General features: G+C 44.7%; 11 protein-coding genes. 6 read left to right on the top strand and 5 right to left on the bottom strand.

All coding sequences use genetic code 11. The features are described from left to right. Positions 1-119: 119 nt before the first annotated feature. From rpsO to MKI85_RS13610, 4 genes are all read right to left on the bottom strand, one after another. A complete protein-coding gene (gene rpsO / locus MKI85_RS13625; RefSeq protein WP_004637724.1) occupies positions 120-389 on the bottom strand; it encodes a 30S ribosomal protein S15 in 270 nt (89 codons plus the stop codon). Positions 390-1468: 1079 nt separating this feature from the next. Then, the gene (gene recD / locus MKI85_RS13620) at positions 1469-3217 is read right to left on the bottom strand and encodes an exodeoxyribonuclease V subunit alpha (protein ID WP_241628369.1); all 1749 of its coding nucleotides are present in this window, start codon (positions 3215-3217) and stop codon (positions 1469-1471) included. A 62-nt stretch (positions 3218-3279) separates the two neighbouring features. Continuing rightward, complete coding sequence (locus tag MKI85_RS13615) at positions 3280-6990, bottom strand: UvrD-helicase domain-containing protein (protein WP_241628368.1); 3711 nt, start codon at positions 6988-6990, stop codon at positions 3280-3282. Between the two features lie 5 nt (positions 6991-6995). After that, positions 6996-10676, bottom strand: a complete 3681-nt coding sequence (locus MKI85_RS13610; RefSeq protein WP_241628367.1) for an exodeoxyribonuclease V subunit gamma — start codon at positions 10674-10676, stop codon at positions 6996-6998. Positions 10677-10854: 178 nt separating this feature from the next. Between MKI85_RS13610 and MKI85_RS13605 the strand changes: the two genes are divergently transcribed. Beyond that, on the top strand, positions 10855-11361 hold the full coding sequence (locus tag MKI85_RS13605; RefSeq protein WP_241628366.1) for a hypothetical protein: 507 nt from the start codon (positions 10855-10857) through the stop codon (positions 11359-11361). Positions 11362-11407: 46 nt separating this feature from the next. Here MKI85_RS13605 and pap read toward each other — a convergent pair whose 3' ends face one another. Beyond that, complete coding sequence (gene pap / locus MKI85_RS13600; RefSeq protein WP_241628365.1) at positions 11408-12826, bottom strand: polyphosphate:AMP phosphotransferase; 1419 nt, start codon at positions 12824-12826, stop codon at positions 11408-11410. A 212-nt stretch (positions 12827-13038) separates the two neighbouring features. Here pap and MKI85_RS13595 point away from each other — a divergent pair, with 212 nt between their 5' ends. The 5 genes from MKI85_RS13595 (at position 13039) to MKI85_RS13575 (ending at position 18440) form a co-directional block, all read left to right on the top strand. Beyond that, the gene (locus MKI85_RS13595) at positions 13039-13743 is read left to right on the top strand and encodes an FFLEELY motif protein (RefSeq protein ID WP_241628363.1); all 705 of its coding nucleotides are present in this window, start codon (positions 13039-13041) and stop codon (positions 13741-13743) included. Between the two features lie 167 nt (positions 13744-13910). Beyond that, a complete protein-coding gene (ubiE, locus tag MKI85_RS13590; RefSeq protein WP_241628361.1) occupies positions 13911-14855 on the top strand; it encodes a bifunctional demethylmenaquinone methyltransferase/2-methoxy-6-polyprenyl-1,4-benzoquinol methylase UbiE in 945 nt (314 codons plus the stop codon). A 23-nt stretch (positions 14856-14878) separates the two neighbouring features. Next, positions 14879-15547 carry a ubiquinone biosynthesis accessory factor UbiJ gene (locus MKI85_RS13585; RefSeq protein ID WP_241628359.1) on the top strand — a complete coding sequence of 223 codons (669 nt, stop codon included), beginning with the start codon at positions 14879-14881 and terminating at the stop codon, positions 15545-15547. A gap of 18 nt (positions 15548-15565) precedes the next feature. Continuing rightward, positions 15566-17185: an ABC1 kinase family protein gene (locus MKI85_RS13580; RefSeq protein WP_241628357.1), complete on the top strand. Its 1620-nt coding sequence runs from the start codon at positions 15566-15568 to the stop codon at positions 17183-17185. 172 nt (positions 17186-17357) lie between these two features. Next, positions 17358-18440, top strand: a complete 1083-nt coding sequence (locus tag MKI85_RS13575) for a patatin-like phospholipase family protein (RefSeq protein WP_241628355.1) — start codon at positions 17358-17360, stop codon at positions 18438-18440. Positions 18441-18509: the final 69 nt, after the last annotated feature.

Below are 18509 nucleotides of genomic sequence, written 5' to 3'. Positions count from 1 at the left end.
CAAAGAAGGAGCGAAACATTCGCCCCTTCCCCATTATCTAGACACAGCTAGATAGACTTTAGTTTTCAGTAATACAGCATTCAACATGCAATAATCCGAAAATAAAAGTTTCAATCGAATTAACGACGTAAACCTAAAGCACCGATCAAAGCAACATAACGACCGTGATCTTTACCATTTAGGTAGTCAAGTAACTTACGACGTTGGTTAACCATACGGATAAGACCGCGACGGCTATGGTGGTCGTGTTTGTGCTCTTTAAAGTGACCTTGTAAGTCATTGATTTGAGCAGTTAAAAGAGCTACTTGAACTTCTGGTGAACCAGTGTCGTTTTCAGCACGAGCAAATTTAGCGATGATTTCTGCGCGATCTGCGTTTGTTAAAGCCATTCGATTTCTCCGAGATGCTTAATAAATTACATTTGATTCGAATCAATTGATTGCTCAATTGACTGCCGTGCATCACTACAGCAAGAGCGATATTTTAAGGGAAAACGGTGCTGATTGCAAAATATGCGCACTATTTAAATTTTCTAAATAAATAAACTATTCTTTTCAATCACTCTCATACAACTTTGGTATGAAATGTTTCCTCAGCTTTGCTTTAAAATTAAAAAATGAATAATAAATCACATTTTAATTTCCATTTAGCAATTAGAGCCGCATTCTCTTAAGCATTAAAATGCAAACTCTATAGACAGCATGTCTTTAGTGAGAATAAACAGCCGAAATTTTAATCGACATCCTCATTAATACTAGAGTTGCAGACTACAATTTGAATCTTATAAAAAGATCTTGGATCGTGCTTTATGTTCAGATACAAACAGATAAAAATGTGCGTTAAATCTCACAAAACACCAATAAACACTCACTAGCTTTTACTATGCATAAATCATTTTTTGATATTTTATGCCAATCTATTCACCCTCTAAATACAAAAAGAAAAATGCCCAAGCTAAACTTGGGCATTTTTCATTGCGCTGTAGTTCTTATATTTATTTTTGTCATTGTTTTTATTATTGCGCATTATGCGCTTATTGTGCAAACAATCCTTGTTTCCACCAAGATGTCCTTATGTGTAACATTTTGCCACAATAAAAAAAGAAGACTAGAGGTGTTTTTCCTAACTCGATGTACGTTTTAACTTACAGCAGTTGAGCGGAATAAATCAGTGTTGAAGAAGTCGAAGGCTGTAAATCATACAAAACGAACAGCAATAAAAAAGCCCTGTAGTCTCTCCCAAAACTACAAGGCTTAGCGGCTGTAAGTTTCCTCTTTCACCTACTTCACTGTAAGCTCGCTGTCAAATTCTGACTTTGTTATTATCCTTTTGCGATTATGGCTCAACGTTCCGTGTTGTGCTCTTTATGTGAACTCATCTTCTCAGAAACCGAATGAAAGCTCTATGCGCAAATATCTCGAATCACTGTAAGCTATTTCGTACAAAACTTAACAGTATTTAGTACAGCTTAATAATCCAGAATACCTTTTATTTTTTCTAAAACTCCACTGACGCGAGTGGTTCTTTTTGACAACGCTTGCATGAGTGACAGAGGATCTGCCAGCACACTCACCACGGTTTTAGCACGGGTAATAGCAGTATAAAGTAATTCCTGACTCAATAAATTTTGCGCTTGTGCATCTAGCACGACAGCCGTATGGGTAAACTCCGAACCTTGTGATTTATGAATGGTCAATGCAAAAGCAGTTTCAATGCTCTTTGGCAAACGTGTTGCCAGTACCCATTTCTCTAGACTTGGGAAATAAACCTCAAACTGTGCCTGCCCCTGATGTTGCCGCTTAAAACAAATGCCAATATCACCATTCGACAGTCCCAACTGGTAATCATTGTAGGTCATCATCACAGGACGTCCGACATACCAATCACCTTGCTTGGTGGCATAGCGACTCAGTCCATGCAGTAAGCGCTGTTCCATCTGTTGATTGAGTTGTTTTAAGCCAAAGTTGCCATGCCGAATCGCCGTAAGAATTCGATAATCATCAAAAACTTGAATGACATGTGGAATAGACACTTCAGGGTCATCAGCACTTAAATGTGTTTTCAGTGCTTCCATATAGCGCTGATAGCCCAGCATCAGTTTATCGTAATACAGCTCTGGGGCTTGAACCTCCTCCGTGAAATACTCCAGTTGCAACACATTCGACATATCTGCGATAAGGGGCACTGCTTGAAGTTCAGTCGGAGCAACCACCTGTTGATGAAATTGCTCCAATAATGCTTGCGGAGAGGTCACGTCAGGTGGTTGTTGAATAAATGCCGCCATCTGTCCAATCAGTGCTTCACCATCAAAGCGTCGACTGGTCTTTAAATGCACCCGATTGCCCTGCAAGGCAGGAACCTGTTGCAAATCTGCCAGCACTGCCCCGACATCCACCGATGCCAGCTGATTGGCATCACCCAATAGAATCAGTCGCGCCTGATTGGGCACAGCAGCCAACAACATGCTGGCGAGATTCAAATCCAGCATCGAGGCTTCATCCACCACAATCACATCATAAGGTAAAGGCTGTGTCGTATCATAACGTGGTCGTGCGGAATGCCCCAAACCCAACAAACGATGCAAGGTGACCGGGTTTAATTGTTTCAATGCTGGTGTTACTAAAGCTTGCAAGTTTTCATCATTCAGGGCTTTTTGCAGTGCTTCTTTCATGCGCTGTGCTGCCTTGCCTGTCGGTGCTGCCATGGCAATCCGTAAATTAGGTAAAGACTGATTCAACGCTGCAATGATACGTGCCAAGGTATAGGTTTTACCCGTTCCTGGTCCCCCTGTAATAATATTCAAGCCTTGCTGACACACCATGCGCAGTGCCTGTTGCTGATGCTCATCACTGAGTAAAGTGGCATAAGCTTGGTCATCGACCACAGCAACTGATTGTTTTTTTAGTCGTGCCACATGTTGAGCCAGTGTGGCTTCCTGTTTCCAATAACGATAGAGATATAAATACTGAGTGTCATAAATAAAGGGTGCAACACCATTCGACACTTCACTCGCACTGACCGCCAAACCCTCTAAGTTTTGCAGCGCATTTGCCTCAACAGGCACGCAACTATTGCCCTGTAGCATCGCTTCGAACACGGACTGAATCACAGCATCTGTCTGTAGATTGGGTGTTGCACAAAAAGGAGGCTGCTGAATGTATTGACTCCACGACTTGATCCATTCGGCATTCAATGGCTGTTCACGCTTGTTTTCCACACAGTTATCCTCAAAGTTATCCACAACTTAATTCATTGTTTTTACATAGAAGCAATCGCGACTTATGCACTTTTATGAACATGCTCTTCAGCAAAATAGCCCAATAATGCATCCAAACGCAGAATAAATTCTGCATCAGGGCACCAATAGTTGACCCCATACTGCGCATCACCACGCATACCTCGTAAATACAGATAACTGGCGCCACCTAAATGCTGCTCGATCTCATAGTCTTCCAGTTGCACCTGTAAATAGCGATGCAGCGCCACCAAATATAGCCCCGCCTGCAACCAGTAACTGGCATGCGACATGCTTTCCTGTAATTTTGACGAGGTGTAATCTGCAATATCCGCACCCAAGAAATTACTCTTGTAATCGGCAATTTGGTAACGCTGCCCATCAAAATAGACCAAGTCGATGGAACCAGTTAGATAGCGTGCGGAATTGGCAGCATTCAGTTCAGGCATGAAAATGCCATATTCGGCATATAAGTCCTGTATGCGCTTAATAGCCAAGACATGATTGGACAATGACAAATAGAACGGAAATTCAGCCAGATGCGACTCTGCATTCAACTGATTCAGACAAAACTGTTGATGCAATGGAGTCGAAAGTACCTGCAACAACCATTCCGTCATCCACAGCAATAACTGCTCTTCATCCAACTGCTGAAAATCCTGCTGATATTTGTCGCACAGTGCATGCCACAAACTTGGATAATCATTTTTAAAACGACGGCGAACTTCGATTTTCCAGTCTTGTGGCTGTTGGAAATCAATATGTTCAAAAATTTCATGCAAGAAATTTCCTGCTAGCGTTCCCATTGGGAATTGGCGTTGAATCCAACTGATCTGTTGAGCAACCTCTTCAGACTGTTCCATCACGTCCAGATTGATTTCATCCGCTGCACTTTGCAAGTGTTCACGCTGTACCGCGAGTGCATCCAGTGCTTGCTGCCGACTCAGATGCTGAGCCAAGGCACTAAAACTAGTTTTGGCACGCGGATAAAAGCGTTGTGTTGGAAACTCAACTGCATAAAGTTCGGGTATCGTCTGTTCATGTACAAGTTTGATTGCAGCAGGACAGTCGGTTAAAAAGGCTTCATCTGTGCTATGTGGGTGCTGAAAAACTTGATCAGCATGCCCACGCCAGAACGCCAAACCTGTGCTCGACTTGCCTGCCTGATCTTGCAACATGGCATAGACTCGATGACTGGCGCGGGTCAATGCCACATACCATAAACGATGCTGCTCTGCCTCGGCACGAGCATTGTGCTGCTGAATCGCCACGTCATCCAAAAGGTGTTTGTCATTCACCGCAATCACACGCTGCATTTCGGGCTGTCCTGTCACAGGATCGGGCAATTGCTGGGTAGAGAAATTCAGGGTCTTGTTCATTTCCCGAAAATCTTTATCTGCGCCCAACAGGAATACGATTTTAAATTCTAGACCTTTGGATTGGTGGATGGTCATCAGCTGCACGCCTGCCTCATTCGACAGCTTGCGCTCCAGCTCCCACTCACGCTCACTTGGTGCTTGAATTTGTCTGAGATACCAGTGATAGAGCGCCTGTGGTCCTTGAAACTGCTCACTGTGCTGACTCAGCAATTCAGTTAAATGGCGTAAGTTCACCACACAACGTTCATTGTCACGACTTTGACTGGCAACCAAATTCGACCAGGCTTTAAACAGGTTTAAAGCATATTGCCATGCACTTAAAAAGCCCGTGTTAAACCACATTTCCCGAATGTAATCAAAATCCTCAATAAACTGGCTCAATCCTTCAGGACGTTGTTCCAATTCCATCAACTGGCTGAGTTGAAAATTCAGTAAGCGTGTAAGCAGTGCCCGTTTCACCTTGGCTTCATCATAAGGATGCATAATTGCTGTTAAAATTGCGGCAACATCCTGTGCAATTGGACTATCAAAGACGCTGCGCTTAGAAGGTCGATTCACCCGGATGCCCAAACGTTCTAACTCATATTGCACCTTATCCAGTCCATCATGGTTTTTGGATAAAATCGCAATGTCATTTTCATCTACGCCACGGTTGCCTGCACTTTCTGCCAAATACAGTTGCTGCTGAATCCCCTGATTGAGTAAATCACGGATTTTCCACGCCACTTGGATAAATTCATCTTTCTTGTCTTGCAGCATTAGCCAGCGTAAAGGCTGATGATTGTTGCCTTGGGTATCGACCAATACTGGATGTGGACGTGGTCCAGCCTCAACTACCGTGTATTCAACCTCTTCGCCAAATTGGGTTTGGCGCTGGAATAAGGCATCCACTACCGTGACCAGTTCAGCCACAGAACGGTGATTGTATTTCAGACTATACAACCGTCCCTGCTTACTCAACACATCGACACGGGCTTTGTTATAGGTCAGCATGTCACCGCCACGGAAGCCATAAATCGCCTGTTTCGGGTCACCCACCATGATCATGCAGCCTTTGGCATAATGTCCTGCATCACGCCAGATGCGTGCCAACATATTGTCCTGATCCTGATTGGTGTCCTGAAATTCATCCACCAAAATTAAGGGATACCGCGCTTGGACAAAACGAGCAAAGCGCGCGCCTTGCCCATCTTGCAGAGCATCGGCTAAGGTACGAATTTGCTGAGCAAAGGTGGTTTCGCCTTTTTGCTGCAACACTTGCGGCAAGCGCTTTTTCACTTCCGAAGCCAGATAGAACTGCAAATAGCTATCCAGCGTTTCTAAATCAAAGCTGAGCTTATCCAGACTTTGCATAAATGCGGTGAGTTCACGGATCAGCACATGCTGTTGAAAGCCCTGAAATACCTCATCAGGGCATTTGTTCAGTACTTTATTGGTAGCATCACTCAAATTTTTCAGGGTTTCGGCATATAAAGGGGCAAATAAAGCATAGGTGCCTTGCTGCTTTAACACGTCCAATAATTCAGGCAACTTGATTGTCAAAAGTTGCTGTAATTTGTAGTCATCGCGCCATTTCTTCGCCAGCAACTTAAAATGTGCACCATCGGCACTATAGTAATCTGCCAATTCAGCAATGCGGCTCCAGTCCAGCCCCAGTAAATGTTCAACTTGCTGGCTAAAGCCTTCCACATCGACTTCGGGAGCAGTCACTGCTTGAAAATGCGCTGAAGCAAAATTCAGACTGTTTTCTACCACTGCCACATACGCCTGCTGCGACTTTAATTTTTTATTCAGCAGTAGATAGTCCAGAATATTTTGCGGTTGCTGCTGAATCCATTCACGCAAGACATCGTGAATCAGTTGCTGCGTGTATTGTTTGGCGTCATCGGTAATTTCTGCACGCTCAATTTTTCCGCTTTCAAAGGCAAACTCACGCAGCAACTTCTGGCTAAAACTGTCCAACGTCCCCACAAAAAGCTCATCCAGTTGATCAATCACCAATTTCAGCCGTTCACGCGCATAATCCACACGCGGTGCATAATCCTGCAAAACTTTTTGATATAAAGGATCCGATTCCTCTGCGATTTTCTGTTGTAGCTCCGATTGCGTCAGGGTTTGACAGGTTTCAAAGTAACGCAAAGTATCCACCAAGCGACTGCGAATCCGTCCTTGCAACTCCGCTGCCGCCGCACGGGTAAAGGTCGTAGCAATCACCTGATTCGGCAGATAATCACCCAAGAAAATCCGTACCATCAAACTGGATAAGGTAAAGGTCTTGCCTGTGCCTGCTGAAGCCTCAATCCAGTGTAAGCCTTTAAAATGCATATCCACAATTGGATGATAAGAAATTGCAGCAGCTGGTGTTAATGTGGTCATCTGCATTATTCCTTGATCAACTGTTGATATTGAAAAATCGGGGCATACAAATCATAGGCATACTGCTGGCAAGCTTGAGCCAACAACGCGGTGGTATCTTGCTGTTGCAAAATAAATTGCCAATCGCGGTGCTGTTGACTGGCTTCATTGTCTAGCACGGAGTAACCAGCGAAGCGTCCATCATCCTGCCAGTCTTTCACCAGAGCTTCCCAATCTTTGATCTGAGGTCTGCCTTGTTCATCAGGCTGCCATTCCAGTTCTTTGCCTTTTTCTGCCACTTTAAACAGCAAGGCTGCGGGTAAGACTACAGGTTGCGTCTGTCCGTGTTGCCACAGCTCAAACCATGCCTTCAAATATTCTCGTGCCTGATGGGAAGATACCCCACGACAGAGCACCGTCTGATCACTAAACACCACCAGTCGCACCAAGTCCTGTCCTGCATCGCCCAAGTTTTCATGTGCCAGCCAAAACAGATATTCCAGCCAGAGTTGTACTCGTCGTTTGGCGCGAGCACTCGAGGCTTCCAGACTGACCCATTGCTGAGTCGTTTGTGTAGGAACACTGATTTGAAACTGAATCGTGGCATCCATATTCCAGAGTTGCTGCGTCACAGGCGTGACGTCTGGTGCATAACGTTGCAAACGTGCCTGTAATTGCTGCTGTTCAATCACACTAATTTGCCAAGCTGCCTGCTGCATTTTACCCACAGGTAATTGATCCAATAACAGTTCTGGTTGGGTCGCCTGTCCTTGCTGCTGTAAGAAATGCCGCACTGCATAACGTCCTAAACCATCTAGAACCAAAGGTTCTACTTCATCAGGTAGATTCTCAGGTTTTAAGTTTTCCACCCCAAGAGTTTTCAAATACAGACGCGCTGGGAAGCAGACATCCTGAATCCACTGTCGGCTTTGCAGACTAAGAAAATCACTTTGCGTCGTGAGATAGGGACTATCTTGCCATGCCTGACGTTGACCTGTCGGTGCTGCAATCTGCTGCGCCACCCGATACCAGTGATCCTGAAAGCGGGTGGGTTTAGACTGGGTAAAGCCTGCAACATCAAATGGTTGTAAGGGATGAATCTGGTACAGCGTATGCAATTGTGCTGGTACGTCTAAGCCTTGCAAATTCTGGCCAGCTTCTACTGCTTCATCTTTCCGAGTAATCAAAGCCAAATATTGAATCAATTCCTGTACAGCGGTAGAAGGTTCACGCATTTCGCCATCATTGACATCAAACCCTTTATAAAACAACCACAAACTCTGCCGTGCCAACAACAAGGCATCCAAGAAAGCCCCCTGATCATCCTCTAAACGAGAGCGATCACCCAATTGTGGTTTCAGGATATCCATTAAATCAAAGGGTAAATGTTGATTACGACTTGGAAATTTACCACTGTCCAAATTCAGCATCACAATCAATTGATATGGAATTGGACGAATCTGCCCCAACTGGCTAAAAGTAATCTGTCCGGTTGGTTCCGCCTGATCGAGCTGTGCATCCAAAGTGGTGTGAATTTCATCCAGCAAATACCCCAATGGCAAGCTTAACTGATTCAAGCCATATTGATCTTGCCCCTCATAGAAGTTGGACAGCGTCAGCATTCGTTCTTGTTTTTTAATGATTTGCGAAACTGTGGCTAATACCTCTACACCCGCTTGCTCAAATTCCGCCACTTCCTGCATCAAGATTTTTAGCCATTGCTCAACCTGCTTCGGCTGCTGCTGTTGTTCATGCGCCAATAACCATTCACGGCGGGCATCCAAATCTTGATAAATCTGAATGAGCTTCGCAATCAGCTCAAAATCACTTGGCATCACTTCGGCAAAACTCAAAGTGTCTTCAAACAAAGTATGTTCAGGAATGGCAATGCCTAAAGCCAAACGATCAAGTGCAAATTTAAAGCTAAAGCGGTAGTCCCGATCGCCTTCAGTCAGACTGAGTGCCAAATGTACTGCATCGAGTCCTCGTTTAAAGCCTGCTTGCTCCAGCAGTTCCAGCATGCGCTCAACCATATTCATGTCTAAGCCATAGCATTGCTGTGTGGCAGCCAAGCCTAACCAGTCAGCAAAGTCATCCAGACGGAAACGCCCTTGAGTCAATTGCATGCGTCCCAACACCGCGCGCCATGCATTGGCGGCATCCAATTGCGTTACCCCTGCAATTTTCACCGGCAAATAAATGCTGTCTTGGGTAATTCGTCCCGAGATGCTTTCTGCATCTTCACGCTCACGAACTGGCGGTGTAAACACGCTTCGAATATGCGGTTCAATATCTTTTAAATTGGGGCTGAGCACCAAAATATCGCTCGGACGGCGAGGGTGTTCTTTAGAGCCTTGTGCCAACCATGCAATCAGCTGCTCTTTCAGTACTTCTAATTGACGCAAACTAGAATGGCAGACATGCACTTGAATGGAATCATCCTGTGCATCCAATTTGAATTGATTGGCTTCAGGCTCGACCAAATACAAAATATCCGACTGGACTTTACCCAATAAAGTGAGCGGATATTCATCGACAAATACATCTGCCCACACCCCATCTTCTCCCGAAGAAAGTCCTGAAAGCAGTGAAAAATGATCACGTGCCTGCTTACCAAAACGGGTCAACAGTGGATGGCGTGATTCACGAATCTCGGCATTAAAATGCAGGGTGAAATCCTGAAAGAATTGTTGGATTTGCTCATCGGTTGCCTGCGGATTTTTGGCAATAAAACGTTCTTTAACGCGTAAGTCGTAACGTGCTTTCCAGTTCGGATCGACACTGTCTGCCCAATATTCCTGTGACGGGTTATAGTGCAGCAGGTAAATATCAATATATTGCCCCAAACGCTGTAAAAACTGTAACTGACTCGGTGGCAAGTCCAGCAAGGTAAACACCACCAAAGGCTGTGGCAATTTTTTTAGTGCTGCTGCATTCGGTGCTTCGACACTGCCCAAGGTCTGCCAAAATGCCGCATCAATCTGCTGCATTTCCATGAAGTCCTGATGAAACACCACCTGCCACAACCAACGCTGCCATGCTTCTAATTCATGTGCTTGATTCAAAGTAAATGCAGAAATTTCAGTATTGGTCTGGAAGAACATTTGCTCAATCGGCAACGCCTGATCATTGCCCCAACGTTGCAACCAGTTGGTCGGACAGGAACATTGATTGGCAGGGCAGTTTTTCTGACAATGCCCGCGATATTCCATGTAATGACTGAATAATTTGGAAACCTGTTCCGCCACCCAATACAACATACGCTGCTTTTTCAGTTGTTTTTCGCTGCCCTGTTCAAGTTGATCCGCACTGGCATAAATGCGTTGCACAATCGGGGTCAGTGGATGTTCAGCAGCTAAAGTGCAATGTTCAGGTTGAATATACGCCAGCAAGGCTTGATAGACCCGCCATTTAATAATAATGCGTGGAATATTGGCTTTACGTACCTGCTCTTTGTCTTGATCCAGCACCCATTGATATGCGGACCATTGAAAACCACGGATGCGATGGTGAAACTGGGTATTGGCACTAATGCCTTTTTGTTCGGCCATCTGCTGGGTCAGCCACGCTTCCACCGCAGGTGATGGCACAATAAAATGCTGGGTTTTGAGCACCTGCAAGGGATTACGACTTTGAGATTTTACCGTTTTCAACATGGCCTGTAACAAAACATCAATCCGTTGACTTTGAATCACGTGAATGGCCATGAATATTTATTCTCCAACGATAAATGAACGACAATCTACAAAAGCATAAAGATTATTGACTATACTTGGTGTACTGTCTATGTCACGGTATAGCACAACATCGATTTAAAAATGACTTTGAAAATCGATGCTTAAAGATGCTTCAATATAAAAATAGATACAAGGTTTAGACTAGACAATGAAAATAGACAATCTTCCTGACTCAATTGATGCCTCATTAAATCTAGAACACATCCGCACCGAATGCCTTGAACTAGTGCAAAAGCGTGCCTATGTCTCTGCGGGTGCAGCGGTCATTCCCGTGCCTTTTTTTGATGTGATGGTTGATGTTGGCATCTTGTCACAACTGATTCCAGAAATTAATGCCCGCTTTGGGCTGGCACCTGAGCAAATCAGTGTTTTTGACTTGGAAACCAAGCAGGTTCACTGGCAAGAACTACGTAAACGTGGCTTTGAGTTTTCAGGTCTGATCGTGGCTCGTACTGCCGTAAAAAGCTCGCTGCATAATGTCGCTTCTAAAATGATTACCAAACAAGTGACCAAATATATTCCCTTGGGTGGTCAGCTGGTGGCGGCAAGTCTCGGCTATTTCGTCATGAAAAAAGTGGCTGAGGCTCATGTAGAAGATTGTTACAAACTCGCCAAATCCATCCAACAAAAGAAAAACCTGCAAGCCACCGTTTAAACTTAAGCGAGTTAAAACCGAATACGACCAAGCAACTCAACCCAGATTACTCTGCTTTGAGTTGCTTCAAAATGCTTCTTAAAATTTCCAGTCGCGCACTATATTTATCATCGTTAGCGACAATATACCAAGGTGCATAATCAGTATTGGTTCGTTCAAACATATCCGCTGCAGCATGTAAATATTCGTCCCACTTTTCTCGATTACGCCAGTCATCTGCCGTGATTTTAAAGCGCTTATGCGGTGTTTCTTCACGCTCCTTAAAGCGCGCATATTGCTCATCTTTACTGATAGACAGCCAGATTTTCACCACCACGGTACTGCTGTCCGTCAGATCTTTTTCAAAACGGTTAATTTCTTCATAAGCGCGTTGCCATTCCACTTCATTGGCAAAGCCCTCAACCCTCTCCACCAATACGCGTCCATACCACGTCCGATCAAAAATCGTAATATTCTGATTGGGTATAATTTTCCCCCAGAAACGCCATAAATAAGGATGACGTAATTCGTACTTTTCAGGTGCCGCAATACTATAAATATCGTATTCACGTGGATCCAAACATTTAACAATCCGTTTAATCGCACCACCTTTGCCCGCAGCATCCATGCCTTCTAAAGCAATAATCACATTACGTTCCCCGAAACGTAAGGTATCCGCAACCTTCCGGGTCAGCCGATCTAACTCAGCTTTATATTCGGCCTTGTCAATTTTATTGGTGGGTGGTTGTTGCAGAATGGTGGGGATATCAGCTTGTTTCCATTTATGTTGTGCTGACTTCACATAATCAGGGCAATGCTGCATGGCTCTTAATACATGCTGTGCAAACTGTTGGTCTCTTAATTGTTCATCTTCACAGTCAATAATGATCCAGTCTTCGGTAAAGCGCTGACGTAACTTCTGTAAACGTTCATACTGCTTTTTATTGCGCCAATTTAGGCCGTGTAATTTGTGCCAATGAATTTCACTGGCATCCATATCATCCAGACGTTTTTGCAACGATTTCCAAGACAAATCAAACCAAACTTTAATCACATCGACATGGTTATTTTTCAGGTCTTGCTCGTAGGCTCGCATGTTGTCGACGTATTCATCGTAGAGCGTTTCATCCAGCGGCTGCGACACATGTAAGGCGGTACTGAGCAAATCACCATACCAGTTTCCAAACATCACCACAATTTGTCCTTCCGCAGGGATAAACTTTGCATAAGGTTGCCAAAAGGTTTGAGTGTTATTAAACATCACAGGCGCATCGGCTTTCACCCGCAAATATCGTGGATCCATCCACTCACGTAACTGTTTAACCGACTCCCCCTTACCTGCCAGTTCTATACCGCTAACCAACACCAATAAGCTTTTGGCATTCGGCTGACCTTGGGTATCTTTTAAGGCGTATTGTGCATCAATTAAATCGAGTGACAGTTGGCTTTCATCTACCAAGGCTGGTTCTAGTTGTTGTTTCGCCATTTTTGTCTCGCCATCAGTTGAAAGATATAAATTCGGTCTTTTAAAGCCGCTGTTTTGTTTCAGTATAGAACAAGCTGAAAGCTCATTTTTACAGATCTTTGTATAATTTCATGACAAATTGGCTGATTTTCATGCCGTATTCGATCATTTTGTCATAGCGGGAACTTGCAACAAGCTCTAAGATTTGCACACGTTTCAAATCGAGATAGCTCATGTCTAAACTTGCAGTACTAGATGACTTACTAGAACAGTACAATCAATTGCAATACCACCAGAATGCTGAGCTATTTCAACGCCTGCACGATGTACAAATGTGGCAAAAACTGCGTATGCAACGCACCCATCAACAACACTTCAATGTGAAAAGTAACCAGTTGATGGCGCAGTACTTTTTGAACCGTTTATACGGTGGTCCAGATTTTGATGCTTTAGCTCAACAAATCGCACGTATGATGAAATATGTGCATAAAGCCGAAAAACTGATTCCTGACAATGCGATTAAAACGGGTACGGCTGGGGTTGAATTGGCAATCCTTGCTGTACAACTGGATGAACATGTTGCACGTCAACTATTAGAAGACTATGCCCCAAACACCCCACTAACCGATGAGATGATGCGTCTCAGCTATTTGAAACTGGATCAGGGACAGTCACGGTTACATCAACTGGAACTGCTGGATCAGTTAGGTGCCAGCCTCGACAAATATATGCGCTCATTCATGGTCTATACTGCTTTTAAAATGTGTAAAGGTGTCGCCTACAAGCACCATTTCGATGTGATGTATGAATTTATGCAAGACGGCTTCTTGGCCATGAAACCGTTAAAATCGGCAGAGCAATTTGTGAAAGATTTTACCACCATCGAACGTCAGATTATTGCCAAAGTGCATGCGGGTGACCTGCATCCCTTTCAATAACAGCGCATTCGCAACAAGATAAAATCGTGCGCATAGATACAGGATGCATCATTTTTTCTGTATATTATTCATAACAATTGCATGATGGTTACTGTACATCGGCTGAGAATCTGTCATCATGCTTGCACTGCAACATTAACCCTATTTTTATGTTAGGAGTGACTTGAATGTCTAATGAAAATCAAACGCCTACCCCTACACCTGAGTCGGCTCAACAAACAGACAAAGTCAGCCCATTCCTAAACAGTCCACTTCCTGAGGGAGTTCCTCAAGGGCAACAACAATCCTTACAACAACAATTAACCGATACTCCTGTGAATGGCACGGTACCTAAATACAATCTGCCTCGCGGTGCCAATACAGGCAATGTTGGCGCAACCACACACTTCGGCTACCAGACTGTCAGCAGTGAAGATAAAGCACAGAAAGTTGCGGAAGTATTCCATTCCGTTGCCAGCAAATACGACATCATGAATGACCTGATGTCTTTTGGTATTCACCGTCTATGGAAACGCTTTGCGATTAACATGTCGGGTGTACGTCGTGGTCAACATGTATTAGACATTGCAGGCGGTACAGGTGACTTGGCGAAAGTCTTTAGCCGTGAAGTTGGTCCTACAGGTCATGTGGTACTTTCAGATATTAACGAATCGATGTTGAACGTCGGTCGTGACCGCCTGATTGATGCAGGCTGTACCAATGTCGACTTCGTCTTGGCGAATGCCGAAACCTTGGAGCCATTTGCGGACAATAGTTTTGACCTGCTCACCATCAGCTTTGGTTTACGTAACGTGACCGATAAAGATGCCGCCCTAGCAGCCATGTATCGCGTACTTAAGCCAGGTGGTCGCCTACTGGTGTTAGAGTTCTCTAAACCTGTATTTGAACCATTCTCAAAACTGTACGACTTGTATTCCTTCACTGCACTGCCAATCATGGGCAAGATCATTGCCAATGATGCTGAAAGCTATAAATATTTAGCTGAATCGATTCGTATGCACCCAGACCAACGTACCCTGAAAGGCATGATGGAACAGGCTGGCTTCCAGAACTGTGATTACCATAACCTCACAGGCGGTATCGTGGCAGTACACCGTGGTTTTAAACTTTAAACGGACTGGGTGAAGGTTAAGCTATGTGGTCCATTCTGGCACTCGGTGCAGTTGAACGCTTGATTCACCATGTGATTGATCTGGATGCTATTACCCGCATTCAGCTCAATCAATTGCAAGGCAAAATGCTGCGTGTGGTGCTCGAATCACCGCAGTTGTCAGTAGATGTGTTCTTTGATCAGGACAAAGTTCGTCTTGAACCGAGTGTGACAGGTCAAGCAGAGCGTCCATCCATTTTTGAACAACGCCCGTTTGATCCGCAGCAGACCTTTACAGTTGCAACAGCAACCTTGCAGGTGAAAAATGTGGTCGAACTGCTGAAGTTATTTTTAGCGGAAGATGTCGGCACCATTCCAGTACAAGGTGACTACCATTTACTGCAAGATATCCAAAGGATTATGCAACAGGCAGAACCTGATTTGGCTGCGCATCTTAGCCCTTGGATTGGACCTGCCTTGGCGCATGAACTGGGTAAAATCCAGCTTGCACCCAAACATCTAAAACGCTCTTTACAAAGCCATCTATTTTTTGCTGAAGATGCCCTCAAAGAAGACTCAGGCCTGTTTGCTGCACGCTGGCAAATGGATGACCTGCAACAAGACACTCGTCTTTTGAATCAAAACCTTGACCGTGCAGAAGCCAAAATTCAGCAACTGCAACGTCAAATTGATGCCCTTCCAGACTCTATTTAAATTTAGGTAATACACTTTATGATTCCGCACGTTTCACGTTTACTCGAACTTTGGCGCATCGCTGCGCACTATAGACTCGACACGTTGTTTCCTGCGGAAGAATTACCTGAGAAAGCGCGTCATGCCATAGCCATTATTCGCATGCATCCTGCGGCATGGTCGAGTAAAGAACGTAAAAATCCGCTCAAACTCAAGCAAGCCCTCGAAGACATGGGACCGCTGGCAATCAAGCTGGGACAATTACTCTCGACGCGTCGTGACTTGATTCCACCTGAAGTTTTGGCACAGCTAGTGTTGTTGCAAGATCGCGTCAAACCGTTTAACAGCGATGTGGCAAAAACACGGATTCAGCAATCCTTGAAAGCCGATGTTAACACCCTGTTCAGCCGCTTCGATGAACAACCACTTGCTGCGGCATCCATTGCACAAGTGCATACCGCTGCCCTGCATGATGGGCGTGAAGTGGTGGTCAAAGTCACGCGTCCTGATATTCGTAGCCAAATTCTGCAAGATTTCGAAATTCTGGAATGGCTCGGTGCAACCCTAGAAAAGCGTTTGGAAGCTGCGCGTGCACTACATCTTTCCGAGATTATTCAGGATTACCGTCAAATTATCCTGAACGAATTGGATCTGACTTTAGAAGCAGACAACACCCGTCGCATGCGTCATTACTTTACCGGTTCAAGCATGATGTATGTGCCTGAAGTCTATATGGACAGTAAAGAAGTGATGGTCGCGGAACGCATTACCGGTGTGCCGATTTCCGACACAGCGACCTTTGATCGTATGGGCATGGATCGTAAAGATTTGGCGGAGAAAGGTTTAACCATCTTCTTTACCCAAGTGTTCCGTGACAACTTTTTCCATGCGGACATGCATCCGGGTAACGTCTTTGTCGAGACCATCAACCCAAGTAATCCCCGCTTTATTGCGTTAGATTGTGCGATTATGGGCGAGCTGTCTAAGCACGATCAAATGACGGTTGCTCGCATGTTACTGGCGGTGATGAACAGTGACTTTATGCAGCTGATTCAGATCGTGCATCAAGCCGGCTGGATTCCACCGGGTACCGACCAAGATGCTTTGGCACGTGAAATGCGTCGCACCGTAGGACCGATGGTCTCTAAACCAATGCATGAATTGGATTTTGCTGGCATTCTGATTCAGGTCATGGATATCGCACGTCGTTTCCATTTAGAAATTCCACCACAACTGATGTTACTGCTGAAAACATTGGTGCATGTGGAAGGTTTAGGTACCGACCTTTACCCAGAATTAGACATCTGGAGCTTGGCAAAACCAATCCTCACCGATTGGATTAAAGCTCAAATGAATCCGCAAAAAAATCTAAAAGAACTCGGGCAGAAAATCCCCGATTTACTTTTGGGTGCGCAGGACTTCCCAACCCTGCTGGTGGACAGCTTAAATGGCTTAAAAAATCAGTCGGCTTGGAATGCGAAACAGCTGAATGAACTGCAAAGCCTGCGTCTGCAAATGGAACACCAACAAAAACGCAGTTGGATTTTTGGCAGTCTGATGGCCATTTTGCTGTCAATTGCGATTATTGCCCCGTGGTACATCTCTATTATTTTGATTGTCTGTGCCAGCCTATTGTCAATCTGGCGCCTGTTTAAATAAATATTTGTCGATAAAACAGACTGTGGATAGCCTGAGAGTTATCCACAGTTTTGTCTATTATTAACCCGTTGCATTAAAGTGACTGATAAGTCACCTAAAGTTTTTCCACGCCATTGAGCCATTAGACAGAACTTTTAAACTGAGTGCACATTCGTATATTTATAATTGCACTATGATTCAAATTCTTGAAAAGCGCTCTCCCGCCTTGAACATTCGTGCTGGTCATCTTGCTCGCCAACTGATCCAACAACAAGGCTTCCATGCCAAACAGGTCGATATTTTACCCGGTGCTGCAGGTGGTCCCAAAGGCATTGGCTTAACCGGGCTTGATCAGGCTATCTTTGGCAGTTTTCTGCCACAAGCCAAACAACGCCGCTTTTTGGTGGGTTCTTCTGTCGGTGCATGGCGCTTTGCAGGGATTCTGGCGCAAGGTGAAAAGCTTGGTCCCGAGCAATTGGCGGAGCTTTATATCCATCTGCCTTTTCATAACAAGATGAAAATTGCCGATATCGAAAAAATTTCACGTGACATGCTGGCAGGCATTTTAAATCAGCAAACCCAAAAATTGGTTGAGCACCCCGATTATCACCTGACCATCATTGCCGCCAAAGCCGCACATCTGTTTCAAAGTGATCAGCGACTGGCGCTGTATGGTTCTTTGCTCGGCATTATTGGCAGCAATGCCGTTTCCCGTCAGCATTTAAACCTCTTTATGCAACGGGTGATTTGCCAGCCTCAACATTTCCCGCAGTTCAAAATTAAAGACGATAGTTTCACCACGCATTATCTTAACTTCAATCAAGACAATGTTGCGGATTGGCTCATGGCTTCCGGTTCGATTCCAGGGGTAACGCCTGCGGTTAAAAATATCCGTGATGCACCACAAGGTGCCTATCGTGATGGTGGCTTAATTGACTATCACATCGATTTACCGTTTGAAAGCCAAGGGATTGTGCTCTATCCACATTTTAGCGACAGTATCACCCCAGGCTGGTTCGACAAGATGTTTAAATCACGTAAAGCCAATCCGAGCAATCAAGCCCGTACCCTACTGATTTCACCTTCGCAGGAATATCTGGCAAGCTTACCTTTGGGGCGTTTACCAGATCGTAAAGATTTCACCCTCAAAGGCCTAGAGCCACAACGTCGCATCCAGCTCTGGAAACAGTGCGTGGCTGAAAGCCAACGTTTGGGCGATGAGTTTTTAGAACTGGTCGAAAAGCAGCGATTTGCTGAAGTGATACAAGACCTTTAAGCGCAGGACAACGTATGAGCTGAACGTATTCAGCTCATGTTGATTATGCCACCTAGGTAAATTGGGTAA

This window comes from Acinetobacter zhairuonensis, from assembly GCF_022601715.1.
GTDB lineage: Bacteria > Pseudomonadota > Gammaproteobacteria > Pseudomonadales > Moraxellaceae > Acinetobacter.
This window is presented reverse-complemented; position numbering and strand designations above follow the sequence as displayed.

Excerpts from the sequence above, each read along its gene's own strand:
- rpsO (WP_004637724.1), bottom strand. The coding sequence starts at position 389 with ATGGCTTTAACAAACGCAGATCGCGCAGAAATCATCGCTAAATTTGCT.
- MKI85_RS13615 (WP_241628368.1), bottom strand. The coding sequence starts at position 6,990 with ATGACCACATTAACACCAGCTGCTGCAATTTCTTATCATCCAATTGTG.
- MKI85_RS13610 (WP_241628367.1), bottom strand. The coding sequence starts at position 10,676 with ATGGCCATTCACGTGATTCAAAGTCAACGGATTGATGTTTTGTTACAG.
- MKI85_RS13605 (WP_241628366.1), top strand. The coding sequence starts at position 10,855 with ATGAAAATAGACAATCTTCCTGACTCAATTGATGCCTCATTAAATCTA.
- pap (WP_241628365.1), bottom strand. The coding sequence starts at position 12,826 with ATGGCGAAACAACAACTAGAACCAGCCTTGGTAGATGAAAGCCAACTG.
- MKI85_RS13595 (WP_241628363.1), top strand. The coding sequence starts at position 13,039 with ATGTCTAAACTTGCAGTACTAGATGACTTACTAGAACAGTACAATCAA.
- ubiE (WP_241628361.1), top strand. The coding sequence starts at position 13,911 with ATGTCTAATGAAAATCAAACGCCTACCCCTACACCTGAGTCGGCTCAA.
- MKI85_RS13585 (WP_241628359.1), top strand. The coding sequence starts at position 14,879 with ATGTGGTCCATTCTGGCACTCGGTGCAGTTGAACGCTTGATTCACCAT.
- MKI85_RS13580 (WP_241628357.1), top strand. The coding sequence starts at position 15,566 with ATGATTCCGCACGTTTCACGTTTACTCGAACTTTGGCGCATCGCTGCG.
- MKI85_RS13575 (WP_241628355.1), top strand. The coding sequence starts at position 17,358 with ATGATTCAAATTCTTGAAAAGCGCTCTCCCGCCTTGAACATTCGTGCT.